The sequence below is a fragment of the Pseudoruegeria sp. SHC-113 genome, assembly GCF_025376885.1.
Classification (GTDB): domain Bacteria; phylum Pseudomonadota; class Alphaproteobacteria; order Rhodobacterales; family Rhodobacteraceae; genus Pseudoruegeria.
The window spans coordinates 198,897-212,574 of sequence record NZ_JAHUBR010000001.1 but is presented as its reverse complement, the minus strand read 5'-3'; the positions used below and the strand labels follow the sequence as shown (position 1 = coordinate 212,574).

General features: G+C 63.9%; 12 protein-coding genes. 3 read left to right on the top strand and 9 right to left on the bottom strand.

Annotation, left to right across the window (positions count from 1 at the left end):
• Window positions 1-19: 19 nt before the first annotated feature.
• Together gyrB and KVX96_RS01035 are read right to left on the bottom strand one after the other, a co-directional pair.
• Window positions 20-2,437, bottom strand: coding sequence for a DNA topoisomerase (ATP-hydrolyzing) subunit B (gyrB, locus tag KVX96_RS01040; protein WP_261192068.1), 2,418 nt, complete (start codon window positions 2,435-2,437; stop codon window positions 20-22).
• Between the two features lie 84 nt (window positions 2,438-2,521).
• A complete protein-coding gene (locus KVX96_RS01035; RefSeq protein WP_261192067.1) occupies window positions 2,522-3,115 on the bottom strand; it encodes an NAD(P)H-dependent oxidoreductase in 594 nt (197 codons plus the stop codon).
• 150 nt (window positions 3,116-3,265) lie between these two features.
• On the opposite strand from KVX96_RS01035, the gene KVX96_RS01030 reads away from it, so the two are divergent.
• Window positions 3,266-3,814, top strand: a complete 549-nt coding sequence (locus KVX96_RS01030) for a TetR/AcrR family transcriptional regulator (RefSeq protein ID WP_261192066.1) — start codon at window positions 3,266-3,268, stop codon at window positions 3,812-3,814.
• On the opposite strand, the gene recF is transcribed toward KVX96_RS01030, so the two are convergent.
• The 6 genes from recF to mutM all read right to left on the bottom strand — a co-directional run bounded on the left by recF (window position 3,811) and on the right by mutM (window position 10,462).
• Window positions 3,811-4,917, bottom strand: a complete 1,107-nt coding sequence (recF, locus tag KVX96_RS01025) for a DNA replication/repair protein RecF (RefSeq protein ID WP_261192065.1) — start codon at window positions 4,915-4,917, stop codon at window positions 3,811-3,813. The two genes, KVX96_RS01030 and recF, sit on opposite strands and share 4 nt — an antisense overlap.
• A gap of 67 nt (window positions 4,918-4,984) precedes the next feature.
• Window positions 4,985-6,103 (bottom strand): DNA polymerase III subunit beta, encoded by a 1,119-nt coding sequence (gene dnaN, locus KVX96_RS01020; RefSeq protein WP_261192064.1) that lies wholly within the window; start codon window positions 6,101-6,103, stop codon window positions 4,985-4,987.
• Between the two features lie 130 nt (window positions 6,104-6,233).
• Complete coding sequence (gene dnaA / locus KVX96_RS01015; protein ID WP_261192063.1) at window positions 6,234-7,619, bottom strand: chromosomal replication initiator protein DnaA; 1,386 nt, start codon at window positions 7,617-7,619, stop codon at window positions 6,234-6,236.
• A 676-nt stretch (window positions 7,620-8,295) separates the two neighbouring features.
• Window positions 8,296-8,559: a 30S ribosomal protein S20 gene (rpsT, locus tag KVX96_RS01010; RefSeq protein WP_261192062.1), complete on the bottom strand. Its 264-nt coding sequence runs from the start codon at window positions 8,557-8,559 to the stop codon at window positions 8,296-8,298.
• 211 nt (window positions 8,560-8,770) lie between these two features.
• Complete coding sequence (locus tag KVX96_RS01005) at window positions 8,771-9,547, bottom strand: enoyl-CoA hydratase (RefSeq protein WP_261192061.1); 777 nt, start codon at window positions 9,545-9,547, stop codon at window positions 8,771-8,773.
• A 63-nt stretch (window positions 9,548-9,610) separates the two neighbouring features.
• Complete coding sequence (gene mutM, locus KVX96_RS01000) at window positions 9,611-10,462, bottom strand: bifunctional DNA-formamidopyrimidine glycosylase/DNA-(apurinic or apyrimidinic site) lyase (protein WP_261192060.1); 852 nt, start codon at window positions 10,460-10,462, stop codon at window positions 9,611-9,613.
• 94 nt (window positions 10,463-10,556) lie between these two features.
• On the opposite strand from mutM, the gene ubiE reads away from it, so the two are divergent.
• Together ubiE and ubiB are read left to right on the top strand one after the other, a co-directional pair.
• Window positions 10,557-11,303: a bifunctional demethylmenaquinone methyltransferase/2-methoxy-6-polyprenyl-1,4-benzoquinol methylase UbiE gene (ubiE, locus tag KVX96_RS00995; protein ID WP_261192059.1), complete on the top strand. Its 747-nt coding sequence runs from the start codon at window positions 10,557-10,559 to the stop codon at window positions 11,301-11,303.
• A gap of 3 nt (window positions 11,304-11,306) precedes the next feature.
• On the top strand, window positions 11,307-12,839 hold the full coding sequence (gene ubiB / locus KVX96_RS00990) for a 2-polyprenylphenol 6-hydroxylase (RefSeq protein WP_261192058.1): 1,533 nt from the start codon (window positions 11,307-11,309) through the stop codon (window positions 12,837-12,839).
• Here ubiB and KVX96_RS00985 read toward each other — a convergent pair.
• Window positions 12,828-13,670: an aminoglycoside phosphotransferase family protein gene (locus tag KVX96_RS00985; protein WP_261192057.1), complete on the bottom strand. Its 843-nt coding sequence runs from the start codon at window positions 13,668-13,670 to the stop codon at window positions 12,828-12,830. The genes ubiB and KVX96_RS00985 overlap by 12 nt on opposite strands.
• Window positions 13,671-13,678: the final 8 nt, after the last annotated feature.

The following is a 13,678-nucleotide window of genomic DNA, read 5'->3' as shown; positions in this document are numbered from 1 at the left end:
CTCCGCTTTGCGGCCCTGATCAGAAATCAAGGTTCTCCACGCTCAGCGCGTTGTTCTGGATGAACTCGCGGCGCGGTTCCACCACGTCGCCCATGAGCTTGGTGAAGATGTCATCGGCCTCGGCCAGATCCTCCACCCGCACCTGCAGCAGCGTGCGCGCTTCCGGGTCCAGCGTGGTTTCCCAGAGCTGATCGGGGTTCATCTCCCCCAGCCCCTTGTAGCGCTGTAGGGTGAGTCCTTTCTCACCCTCGGCCAGGATCGCTTTAAGAAGCTCCGTCGGCCCGTGGATCATCTGCGCGCGCTCCTTGCGCACCAGATTGGCCGGATCGGCAAAGGTGCCGCGGATCGGCTGGGACACCTCGGAGAGCTTGCGCGCCTCGCCGGAGCGCAGCACGGCGCCATCAAGCGTTCGGATCTCTTCCACGCCGCGCAGCACGCGCGTCAGGCGGATGCCGTGATCCTGCGTGATGCGCCCCTGCCAGCCGCGTTCATACTCCACGGCCACCAGATCCAGCCGCCGCGCAACCGACTCCGCCACCGCCTGCAGATCGGCATCGGCCCGGCCCGGATCAAAGGCGCCGGCCAACGCGGCCTGCTCAAGGATGTGGCGCGGGTAATGGGTCGGGAAAGCATCGAGGATTCGCTTGAAGTTGCGCGCCCCTTCCACGACGCGGCCCAGATCGGCCCCGGCGATCTCCTCACCGCTGGGCAGGCGCAGGATCGCGCCGTCGATGCCCTGCTCGATCAGGTAATCCTCCAGCGCGGCCTGATCCTTGAGGTAGACCTCCGAGCGCCCCCGGCTCACCTTGTAGAGCGGCGGCTGCGCGATATAGAGGTAGCCGCCTTCGATCAGCTCCGGCATCTGGCGGAAGAAGAACGTCAGCAGCAGCGTGCGGATATGCGCGCCGTCCACATCGGCATCCGTCATGATGACGACCTTGTGGTAGCGCAGCTTACCGATGTTGAACTCGTCGCGCCCGATCCCGGTGCCAAGCGCGGTGATCAGCGTGCCGATCTCCTGGCTGGAGAGCATCCGGTCAAACCGCGCACGCTCCACGTTCAGGATCTTGCCGCGCAGGGGCAGAACCGCCTGATTGTGGCGGGATCGACCCTGTTTGGCGGAGCCACCGGCGGAGTCGCCCTCCACGAGGAAGACTTCGGATTTGCTCGGATCCTTTTCCTGACAATCGGCCAGCTTGCCCGGCAGGCTCGCCACATCCATCGCCGTTTTCCGGCGGGTCAGCTCGCGCGCCTTGCGAGCGGCCTCACGGGCCAGCGCGGCCTCGATGATCTTGCCGACGATCTGCTTGGCTTCGTTGGGGTGCTCCTCGAACCACTCCGAGAGCTTCTCGTTCATCAGCCCTTCCACAGCCGGGCGCACCTCGGAAGAGACGAGCTTGTCCTTAGTCTGGGAGGAGAATTTCGGATCGGGCACTTTGACAGACAGCACGCAGGTCAGCCCTTCACGGGCATCGTCGCCAGTGAAGTTCACCTTCTCGCGCTTGGCGATGCCGGAGGATTGCGCGTAGTTGTTGATCGTGCGCGTCAGCGCGCCGCGGAAGCCGGCAAGGTGGGTGCCGCCATCGCGCTGCGGGATGTTGTTGGTGAAGGGCAGAACCGTCTCGTGGTAGCTGTCGTTCCACCACATGGCGACTTCGATGCCGATGCCGTCCTTCTCGCCGGTGACGAAGATCGGATCTTCCATCGCCGAGGTCTTGTGGCGATCGAGATAGCGCACGAATTCCTGCACGCCGCCCTCGTAATACAGCTCGCTGCGCAGCGGCTCTGCCGGGCGTTCGTCCTCAAGAATGATTTTCACCCCGGAGTTCAGGAACGCCAGTTCGCGCAGGCGGTTTTCCAGCGTCTTGAAGGAGTAGTCGAGGTTGGAGAACGTATCGGTCGAGGCCATGAAGCGCACCTCGGTGCCGGTGCGATCACCACAATCGCCGACCACTTCCAGATGCTTCACGGTGTCGCCACGCTCAAAGCGCGCGACGTGCTCCTTGCCGTTGCGCCAGATGCGCAGCTCCAGCCAGTCCGACAGCGCGTTCACCACGGACACACCCACGCCGTGCAGACCACCGGAGACCTTGTAGGAGTTGCTGTCGAACTTCCCGCCGGCGTGCAGCTGGGTCATGATGACCTCGGCCGCCGAAACGCCCTCTTCCGCGTGGATGTCCACAGGGATGCCGCGCCCGTTGTCACAGACGGAGACGCTGGAATCGGCGTGGATTTTCACCGTCACCGCATCGGCGTGGCCCGCGAGCGCCTCGTCGATGCCGTTGTCCACGACTTCGTAAACCATGTGGTGAAGGCCCGAGCCATCATCGGTGTCGCCGATGTACATGCCGGGCCTCTTCCGAACGGCTTCCAACCCCTTGAGAACCTTGATGGAATCGGCTCCATACTCGGCCGGGATCTGCTCGTTTTCGGACATGCGCGCCTTCCTTCGTATTTTTGTGATTTTATACGAAACCGGCGGGGGAATGTCACGCGGATTGACCCATTTTCTTGGGCCGACTCAGGCCGCGCGCGCCCCCATTTTTCCGGCCCGTTCCAGCCAGAGCGCCACCTTCTGCGCGCCCGCATGGGAGGCCGGCGCGAAGGTCGTGTAGCGGGTCGGGCGAATGCCGACAAAGCCGAGGATCTGGCGGCTCAGGAATGTCTTCACCGCATTGCCGTAGAAGAGCCAGAGGAAGACCGGCGGGGTGTCGGAGGTCAGCAGCACGCGGGCGGTTTTTCCGGTGAGCATGGGCGCGGGCAGACCAAGGACGTTTGGGTTGCGCGTGTCGAAGCTGCGCCCCGGCAGAAGCGCCCGGTCAAAAAGCCCCTTCAGCTTTGCCGGGATCGCGCCCCACCAGAGCGGCGTGGCCAGCACCAGATGCTCGGCCCAGTCCAGATCGCTCAGGAAGGCCTCCAGATCCGGCTCCAGCGGCTTGGAGGCCTCATAGCCGCCCTCGCCAAAGTCCGGATCAAACCGCATCGCAGCCAGATCCTGCAGGCGCACCTCATGGCCCGCTGCCGTGGCGGCCTGCGCATAGGCCTCGGTCAGGGCGCGCGAGAGGGAGGTTTCGCCGGGATGGCCGTTCAGAACGAGGATCTTGCGCATTGCCATGGGGTTCTCCAGAATAGAAAAATGACTTCGGTCATTTTCTAGACGCCAAAAAATGACCGCGGTCAATACATAAATTGACCGTGGTCATAAATTGATCGGATCCGCATGTCTGCCTCGCCCCAACCCCGCCGCCTCAAGACTCGCGCCAAGTTGCTCGAGGTCACGCAGGCGCTGCTTGAAACGCGCGGATTTTCCGGTCTGCGCATCGAGGAGATCGTGGAGGAAGCGGGCGTGGCCAAAGGCACGCTATTTGCCCATTTCACCGACAAGGACGGCCTTCTGGCGGTGCTCATCGGCGCTGAAATGATGCGCCTCCTAGACGCGATGGAGGCCGAAGGCACGCCCGACAGCGTCGATGCGCTGCTCGCGCGCCTTGCCCCGCAGCTGCGCTACATCGGCTCGGAGCGGGAGATCTTCGATCTGCTGCTGCGCTACTCCGGCACCATCGGCAGCAATGTAAACGAAGGCGTCGCGCGCTCCTTTGAGCGCCGCGTGGGCATCCTTGCAGGCTGGATTGCCCAGATGCAGGCCGAAGGCGTGCTACGCCGCGATCAAAGCCCGGAATGTTTGGCCGAGGGGCTAGAGGCCTTCATCAACCATGTGCTGGCGCTTGGCTTCTGCTCGATCGAAACCCGCCTTGAGGATCCGCAGGACGCGCTGCGCCCCCTGCTCACCGCCTGGCTCCTGCCGCAGGCCTAGGCCCGCACCTCGCTCACGCCATTTGCCTCCAGCACCTCCACCCTCTGCGCCCGCTCGCCCAGATCGGTGAACAGCTCTGGCCCGGTGCCCGTCATGAAGGCCTGCGTGCCCAGAGCGCAAATCTCGTCGTAAAGCGCGGCGCGGCGCTCGGCATCCAGATGGGCCGCCACCTCGTCGAGCAGAAGGATCGGCGGCGCGCCGATCTCCGCCGCCAAAGCGCGGCCATTGGCGAGGATCAGCGACACCAGAAGCGCCTTCTGCTCCCCGGTCGAGCAATCCTTGGCCGCCACGCCCTTGGCCGCGTACACAGCCCCCAGATCAGCGCGGTGCGGCCCCAAAAGCGTGCGCCCGGCGCGCAGGTCCGCAGGCCTGCCCTCGGAAAATCCTGCGGCGAGCGCCTCTTCGCTCTCCGGCCCTCTTTCCGCCCCATCGGCAAAGAGTAGGGAAAGCGCGGCCACCGGAAAGCTCGTCTCCGCATCGGCCTGCGCCGCCTGCAGCGCGGCGACCGCGCGCGCGCGGTTGGCGATGATCTCAGCCCCAGCCGCCGCCATCTGCGCCTCCAGCGCGCGATACCAATGCGGATCGTCGATCTGCTCCTTCAGCAGCCGGTTGCGCTCGCGCATGGCCTTCTCATAGGTGATCGACACATCCGCATGGCCGGGCTCGAAACTCAGCGTCATCCGGTCCAGAAACCGCCGCCGCCCCTCCGCGCCCTCGATCCAGAGCCGGTCCATCGAGGGCAGCAGCCAGAGCACCCGCGCGATGCGGCCCAGCTGCACCTGCGTCGCCGCCTTGCCGTCCACCTTCACGATCCGCGCCGCACCACCTTCCGACCATGTCTCGACCTCATGCGCCCGGTCGCCCTGCTCCACGAGCGCGGCCACCTTCCATCCCAGCGCCTCGGGCCGACGGGTCATCTCCGCCGCCGCCACCCGGCGCATCCCGCGCCCCGGCGACAGCAGGCTGATCGCTTCCAGAATATTGGTCTTGCCCGCCCCGTTGCGCCCGTGGATCGCCACGGGCCGCCCGTCAAGGCTGAGCCGCGCGCCCTTGTGTGAGCGGAAATGCGAAAGCCGCAGGTCGCGCAAAAAGAGGCGGCTCATCGGCCGCCCCTTTCACTTTGTTCCAAAAATATCTCCGCCGGAGGCATGAAGTCTGGCCTGACAGCGCTCAGACGCGCATCGGCATGACAACGTAAACCGCGCTTTCATCATTGCCTTCGCGCATCAGCGTCGGGTCGCCCGCGGAGTTGAACAGGAACACCGCGTTCTCACGGTCCACCTGACTGGCGATTTCCAGCAGGTATTTCGCGTTGAACCCGATCTCCAGCCGCTCGTCGCCATAGGCCACGGCAAGTTCTTCCTCAGCGGCGCCACTGTCAGGCGCATTCACCGAAAGCACCAGCCGGTCTTCGTCCAGCGCAAGTTTCACCGCGCGGGAGCGCTCGGAGGAAACGGTCGCCACACGGTCCACGGCCTGCGCGAACTCGCCGGCGTCTACTTCCAGACGGCGGGTGTTTCCGGCCGGGATGACGCGGGTGTAGTCGGGGAAGGTGCCGTCGATCACTTTCGAGGTCAGAGTGATTTCCGGCGTGGCGAAACGCACCTTTGTTTCAGAGACCGACACCGCAATCTGCGCCTCGTCGTCTTCCAAAAGCTTGCGCAGCTCACCCACCGTCTTGCGGGGCACGATCACGCCGGGCATTTCTTCCGCGCCAGCGGGCAGATCGGCATCGATCCGGGCCAGACGGTGGCCATCGGTGGCCACGGCGCGCAGCACCTTGCCATCGGCACCTTGCGAGACATGCAGGTAGACGCCGTTCAGGTAGTAGCGGGTTTCCTCGGTGGAAATCGCGAATTTGGATTTGTCGAACAGCCGCCGCAGCGCCGGGGCGGGGGCGGAGAAGTTCGCGGTGTACTCGGACGAAGCCATCACCGGGAAGTCTTCTTTCGGCAGCGTCGCCAGTGAGAAGTTGGAGCGACCCGCTTCCACCGTGAGGCGGCCGGAGGCCGCTTCCTCGGTCAGCTGCACCAGCGCCCCGTCGGGCAGCTTGCGCACGATCTCATGCAGGGTCACGGCGGACACCGTCGTTGCGCCTGCACGCTCGACCTGCGCCAGCGTCTTGTCCACCACTTCGATGTCCAGATCGGTGGCGCGGAAGCTCACATGCTCGCCTTCGGCCTCGATCAGCACGTTGGCAAGGATCGGGATCGTGTTGCGGCGCTCCACGACCGACTGCGCCTGTGCGACAGCTTTCAACAGCGTGCCGCGTTCAATGCTGATCTTCATAACCCTCGCTCCTGACAGCTGTCGGGGCGTCGAACGTATCCCATTCGCACCCCAGCTCAAGTGTTTTTTCGGACTGTCTGTTGGAAAGGCACGGGCGTCAAGCGCTGACGCCCGTTTCCCGGGCGCGGCCCTAGGCCTCTAGGCTTCGGCGCAACAGTTCCAGATCTTCGGCGATCTGGTGGTCATGGCCTTTCAGCTCCTCGATGCGCTTCACCCCGTGCATGACGGTGGTGTGATCACGCCCGCCAAAGCGGCGGCCGATTTCCGGGAGCGATCGGCTTGTGAGCTGCTTGGAGAGATACATCGCCACCTGACGCGGCCGCGCGATGGTGCGCGCCCGGCGGGGGCCGATCATCTCGGAGAGGCGGATGTTGTAGTGCTCGCTCACCTTGCGCTGGATTTCCTCGATGGTGATCTTGCGATCCGAAGCCCGCAGGATATCGGCCAAGCAATCCTGCGCCAGATCCATCGTGATCTCGCGCCCCACGAGGGAGGCGAAGGCGAAGAGCCGCGTCAGCGCACCTTCCAGCACGCGCACGTTGGTGGAGATGCGATGGGCGAGGAATTCGAGGATCCCCGGCGCAAGCACTAGATCCGGGTACTGCTGGCGGTATTGCTCCACCTTCTGCTGCAGGATGCCAAGGCGCAGCTCGTAGTCGGTCGGGTGAAGATCCACCACGAGCCCGCTCTGCAGGCGCGACTTGATGCGCTCTTCCAGATCCTTGATCTCGCCCGGCGCGCGATCGGCGGAGATGATGATCTGCTTGTTCTGATCCACCAGCGCGTTGAACGTGTGGAAGAACTCTTCCTGCGTGCTGTCCTTGCCGGCGATGAACTGGACATCATCGACCATCAGCACGTCGACAGCGCGGAAGAGGCCCTTGAAGTCCATCATCTTCTTCTCGCGCAGCGCCTGCACGAAGCGGTACATGAACTGCTCCGCCGAGAGGTAGACGACGTTCAGATCCGGGCGGCTGGCTTGAAGCTCATGGGCGATGGCGTGCATCAGGTGCGTTTTACCAAGGCCAACGCCCCCATAGAGGAACAGCGGGTTGAAGGTAACGGGGCCACCCTCGGCCACGCGGCGCGCGGCGGCATGGGCCAGTTCGTTGGGCTTGCCAACGACGAAACTGTCGAAGGTGAAACGGGAGTCCAGCGGTGCGCCGGGCAGGCCGGGCTCGGCCGGGCGGACAGCCGCAGCGGCGGCCTTGGCGACGGGCTGCTGGGCGGCGCGTGGCTCGCTATTTGCGGCTTGCGCCGACGGTGCGGGCGCGGCGGAGGGCACGATGAATTCAATCCGGCTCACTGGCGCACCGGCTTTGCCAAGATGGTGGCGGATCTGATCGCCGAAGTTGCGCGAGACCCAGTTGCCGATGAAGCTCGTCGGGACGTCAAACGTCGCCACGCCGCTTTTCAGATCGCGAAAAACAAGCGGCTCGATCCAATTCGTGTAGTTGCTGCGCCCCAATGATTTCTGAAGTTCATCTTTGACCTGTCCCCACGTCTCTTCTGTCATTTTTTCCGTCCGCTTTTTTGCGCTTTATTGACCCGTATCACTCGCAAACTCCGCCGCATCAAAGCGGAGCCAACCATGCGGCACACAAAGCGATGGGGATCGCATGGCAAAAGCCATCCGTGGGCTGAAACCAAGTGTTTCAGCTGCTCTGGTCTGCCTCAGACCTTCGAGCCCTCTTCGCCACAAAATATCCCGTGCAAGCGGCCCGAATCCGGGCCGGCACAACCTGTGGCAAGAGCCATTTTCCATATGGACATGTGAAGAAGAGAGCCCACGCAAATCGACGCGCGGTTATCCCCTTCAGATCGGTAAAGCCCGGCGCAGCCAGACCCAATTCCGACATTTCCACACCCGGCACATCCGGCACGGGCCATCGCAATCAGCTGATGGTTCCCCATGATCCGGAGCGGCAGCCCGGTTGCTTCGCATGTCCCCCCAAGACGATGTGAATCGCACAGCCAAGCTAGCCCGCCCGTCAGACGAGTCGCAACGACTCTTCTGGCTTGACTCTGGACTCCTCTGAATCGAATCCCGTGACCATGCGGAAGGTGTGGTTTTTCTGCCGCGTTGCTGCAGATGCGAGATGCAGTGGCAGAATCTCCAAACGAAAAAAGCGCCCCGAAGGGCGCTTATTCACGACTCATCTTTCAGCCCCGAAGGCAGGGCTGAGACCAGATCAGGCCAGCACTTTCACGCGGGCAGACAGGCGGGAGATTTTGCGGGAGGCGGTGTTCTTGTGAACGATGCCTTTGGTCACGCCACGCATCAGTTCGGATTCTGCAACGCGCAGAGCGGCCTGAGAAGCGGCCTTGTCGCCGGAAGCGATGGCTTCCTCGACCTTGCGCAGGTAGGTGCGGATGCGGGAGCGGCGGGCTTTGTTGACGGCGAAGCGGCGCTCGTTCTGACGGGCGCGTTTCTTGGACTGCGGCGAGTTGGCCATGGATCTGTTACCCTTCTAGGTTCGGTTCTTTCCAACGCATGCAGACGCCCGAACGGGTCCCCCGAGTGGGGTTGATCCAGCCAAAGCGGGCTACACGCGCATGTATGGCAGCGGCGTTTAAGGGGATTCCCCGGCAATTGCAAACAGGAATTGCCCTTGGGCCGCGCAGGGCAGCACTGCGTGCCACGCAGCCCTGCCCGGTGGTTGCCTATTACTTGTCGCGGAACTGAGGTTCGCGCTTCTCAAGGAAGGCGTTCATGCCCTCTTTCTGATCTTCTGTCGCAAAGAGCGCGTGGAAGATGCGGCGCTCAAACAGCAGCCCTTCGGACAGCGTGGTTTCGTAGGAGCGGTTCACCGCCTCTTTCACCACCGCCGTGGCCAGCGCGCTTTTCTCGGCGATCTTCTGGGCCGCGCCCAGCGCTTCTTCGATCAGCTTCTTGGCCGGCACCACGCGGGAGACGAGCCCGGACCGCTCGGCCTCCTCGGCATCCATGAAACGGCCCGTCAGATGCATGTCCATGGATTTGGACTTGCCCACGAAGCGTGTCAACCGCTGGGTGCCACCGATCCCGGCCACGACGCCGAGGTTGATCTCGGGCTGGCCGAACTTGGCGGTGTCCGAGGCGATGATGAAATCGCACATCATCGCCAGCTCGCAACCCCCGCCCAGCGCGTAGCCGGAGACGGCGGCGATGATCGGTTTGCGCGTTTTCAGCAGTTGCTCTGTTTCGGCCCCGAAGAAATCAGAGGTGAACATCTCCACGAAGCTCTTCTCCGACATCTCCTTGATGTCGGCCCCGGCGGCGAAGGCCTTCTCCGAACCGGTCAGCACGATGCAGCGCACCTTGTCGTTGGCGTCGGCCTCTTTCAGCGCGTCCGCCAGCTCTCCGAGCAAGTGTGAATTGAGGGCGTTGAGGGCTTCGGGTCGGTTCAGGGTGATCAGCGCCACATGGTCGCTGATGTCGACAATCAATGTCTCGAAGGCCATGAAATCCTGCCAGATTGGTTTCGTCAGAACCGATTCCTTACCAGTCTGACCCCCCGGATCAAGCTATCTTTGGCATTGCGGGCAATAGAAACTCGACCGCCCCGACTGCACGATTCGCTTTACGGTGCCGCCGCAACCGGGCGTTGCGCAGGGCGCGCCCTCGCGCCCGTAAACGCGGAAGGTATGCTGAAAATATCCAAGCTCACCATTGGCTTGGCGGTGATCGCGCAGCGAGGAGCCACCGGCCTCGATGGCCTCCGAAAGCACCGCGCGCACGGCCGGAACCAGCGCCTCGATCTTGCGTCGGGACAGATTGCCTGCCTTTCTTTTCGGCGATACGCCAACCCGGTGCAGGACTTCACAGACGTAAATATTGCCAAGCCCGGCCACGATTCCCTGATCCAGCAGCGCCGCCTTTATGGGCGTGTTCTTTCCCGAAAAGCGCTCGGCCAGATAATCGGCGTGAAAGCCATTGCCCAGCGGCTCAGGCCCGAGAGCTGCAATCAGCTTGTGGGCGGCCTCCTGGCCCGTCGCCATCAGATCCATCGCTCCGAACCGCCGCGCATCGTTAAAGGCGATCCGCGCGCCGTTCTCCATGTCGAGCACCACGTGATCGTGCTTTACCAGTGGCGCGATCTCGTGGGCGAAGGTGCCAACCGATGTCCCCGAAACCTGCATCCGCCCCGACATCCCCAGATGAATGAGCAGCGTTTCCCCGGTGGAGAGATCGGCAAGGATATATTTGCTGCGCCGCCGCAGCCGCTCCACCCGCGCGCCGGTCAGCCGCTGCGCCATATTGTCCGGGAAGGGCCACCGCAGATCCGGGCGGCGCACATCGGCGCGCACGATCACCTGCCCCTCCATCACCGGCGCCAGCCCGCGGCGGACGGTTTCGACCTCTGGCAATTCGGGCATCGGGGCTCCTCGCGGCAAAAGGGGCGCATTGTAACGCCGGGTGTGGGCCCTATAAGAAGGGCAGGACATAGAGGAACGGCAAGGCCCCATCAGCATGAGCCAGGAAAAAACCACCCACTTCGGCTTCCAGACGGTGAACGAATCCGAGAAGGCCGGGATGGTCCACGGCGTCTTCACCAATGTCGCCAGCAAATACGACGTGATGAACGACGCCATGAGCATGGGCATCCACCGCATCTGGAAAGACGCGATGATGGATTGGCTCGCGCCGCGCGCGGGCCAGAAGCTGCTGGACGTGGCCGGGGGCACCGGCGATATCTCCTTCCGCTTCCTCAAACGCGCCGGATACGCCCATGCGACCGTGCTGGACATGACGGAATCCATGCTGGTGGAAGGCGCAAAACGCGCAGAGGCCGGGGCGATGGCCGACAGCCTTGATTGGGTCGTGGGCGATGCGATGCAGCTGCCGTTTGAGGCCAACACCTTTGATGTCTACACGATCAGCTTCGGCATCCGGAACGTCACCCGCATTCCCGATGCGCTCGCGGAAGCCTACCGCGTGCTCAAGCCCGGCGGGCGGCTGATGGTGCTGGAGTTCAGCCACATCCCCAACGACATGATGCAGAAGGCCTACGATCTCTATTCCTTCAACGTGATCCCGGTGATGGGGCAGGTGATCGCCAATGATCGTGACAGCTACCAGTATCTGGTGGAATCGATCCGCAACTTCCCGGATCAGGAGACCTTCGCTTCGATGATCCGCACGGCCGGTTTCGACAACGTGAAATACCGCAACCTGACAATGGGCATCGCGGCGCTGCATTCCGGCTGGAAGATCTGATCCATGCGCGGCCCTCACAACATCTGGCGCCTGATCCGCACCGGCGCGACCTTGGAGCGCACGGGTGCCATGAGCGTCATGCTCGACGCGATGGAGGCCCCGCCGCTGCTGCGCGGGCTCTACCGCGGCATCGCATGGCCGCTGCAATGGCTGGGCGACAAAGGCGATCCCTCCCGCCCGCCGATCACCCGCGCGCTGACCGCGCTGGGCCCGGCCTACATCAAGTTCGGTCAGATCCTTTCGACCCGCCCCGATGTGGTGGGCGACGATCTGGCCACCGAATTGCGCGTGCTGCAGGACAAGCTGCCGCCCTTCCCAACCGAGATCGCCAAGAAGCAGATCGCGGAAGCGCTGGAGCAGGATCCCGACGAGATCTTCGAAGAGTTCTCCGATGCCGTCGCCGCCGCCTCTATTGCGCAGGTGCACAAGGCGCGGCTGAAGCGTACGGGCGAGTTCGTGGCCGTAAAAGTACTGCGCCCCGGCATCGGCAAGGCCTTCCAGCGCGACATCGACGCCTTCTATTTCGCCGCAGGCGCCATCGAGCTGTTCGCCCCCTTCTCACGCCGCCTGAAGCCCTATGCCGTGATCGAGCATTTCGAAAGCGTCGTGCTGGGCGAGTTGGACCTGCGGCTCGAAGCGGCCTCGGCCTCGCAGTTCCAGTCCAACACCGAGAAGGACGAAGGCTTCCGCGTCGCCGCGCCGCGCTGGGATCTGACCGACAAGACGGTGCTGACGATGGATTGGGTGGAAGGCACCCCCATCGGCGACAACGCGCTGCTGGAGAAGGAAGGCTTTGACCGCGCCGCGCTGGGCGCACGGGTGCTGCAGCTTTTCCTGAGCCACGCCCTGCGCGACGGGTTCTTCCACGGCGACATGCATCAGGGCAACCTGAAGGTCGGCCCGGACGGGGCCATCGTGGCCTATGATTTCGGCATCATGGGCCAGATCGACGAATACACCCGCCGCGTCTATGCCGAGATCCTTTATGGCTTCATCAAGCGCGATTACCGCCGCGTGGCCGAGGTGCATTTCGAGGCCGGATACGTGCCCGCCGATCAGGATGTCGAAGCCTTTGCGCTGGCGCTTCGGGCTGTCGGAGAGCCTATTTTCGGCATGGATGCCTCCAATATCTCCATGGGGCGGTTGCTTGCCTATCTCTTCGAGGTGACGGAGCGCTTCGGCATGGAAACCCGCACCGAGCTATTGCTGCTGCAACGCACGATGGTGGTGGTGGAGGGCGTGAGCCGCTCGCTGTCGCCCCATGTGAACATCTGGGAAGTCGCCCAGCCGGTGGTGGAAGATTACATCAAGGTCTCGATCGGCCCGAAGGCGCTGGCGAGCGATCTGGCGAAGACAGCACGCGTTCTGGCCCGCTTCGGCCCCCGCCTGCCCGCCCTCGCCGAGGCTGCGCTGGTGGCCCAAAGCCACAATGCGCCACCCAAGCGGCTTGCACCCTCCCGCCGCCGGATCGCCGGGTGGATGCTGGCGGGCAGCGGCCTCACGCTGGTGGGGGTCTGGCTGCTCTCAGCCCTCTAAAGCGGCGATTTCCAGATCGCGGGCGCGGGCGTATTCCGCCTCGCCCCTGCGTGCCTTCCAATCGCAGTAAGCCGCCATGCGCCAATGAAACAGCGGCGCAAGGGCGCGGTAGCGCGCGGCGGTCTCCGCATCCGGGTAGGCCGCCAGAAACGCCGCTTGCTGCGCCTCCGTGAGCGGCCCACTGCCGTAGATCTGCTGCATCGCTGGCGAAAGATAGATCGCCAGATCCTCCGCCGCATCGCCCAGCGCGGGGCACTGCCAATCGATGAACACCGGCCCGGAGTCCGAGGCGATGATGTTGGCCGGCACGGCATCGCCATGGATCAGGCAACTGCTGGCGGGGGGAAGAGGTGGCACCTCTGGCAGCATCTCGGCCAATCGGGATTCACGATTGCCCTCCAGAAAGAAACGACCCATTTTCGCGATTTCAGCCGGATCAGAGCCTGTTCTGCGCAGCTCCGGCCTTTGCGGCAGCCCATGCAGCCGCCCGAGCGCGCGCGCCACGTCCTGCGGCGCAACCTCGCCGTGGGTGCCCGGCACAAACCCGTAGAGGATCACCACGCCGAGCGGGCTATCCGCTTTCCCAAGAAAGGGCGGCGCAAGCTCGGTGCCCGCCAGCGCCTGCAGTGCCACCGCCTCCGCTTCGGCCTCATTCGGGAACAGCGCGTTGCCGCGCGCGGGCCGGTAGAGTTTACAGACCAGATCAACGCCGCCGCCCTGCACCCGCCAGAGCGCATTGGAGCGCCCTCCGGCCAGCACCGCCCAGCGCGTGGCCGCGGGGATCAGCCCCTGCCGTTCCAGTACCGCGCGCAGAATGGCCTCTGCCTGCATGTCATTCG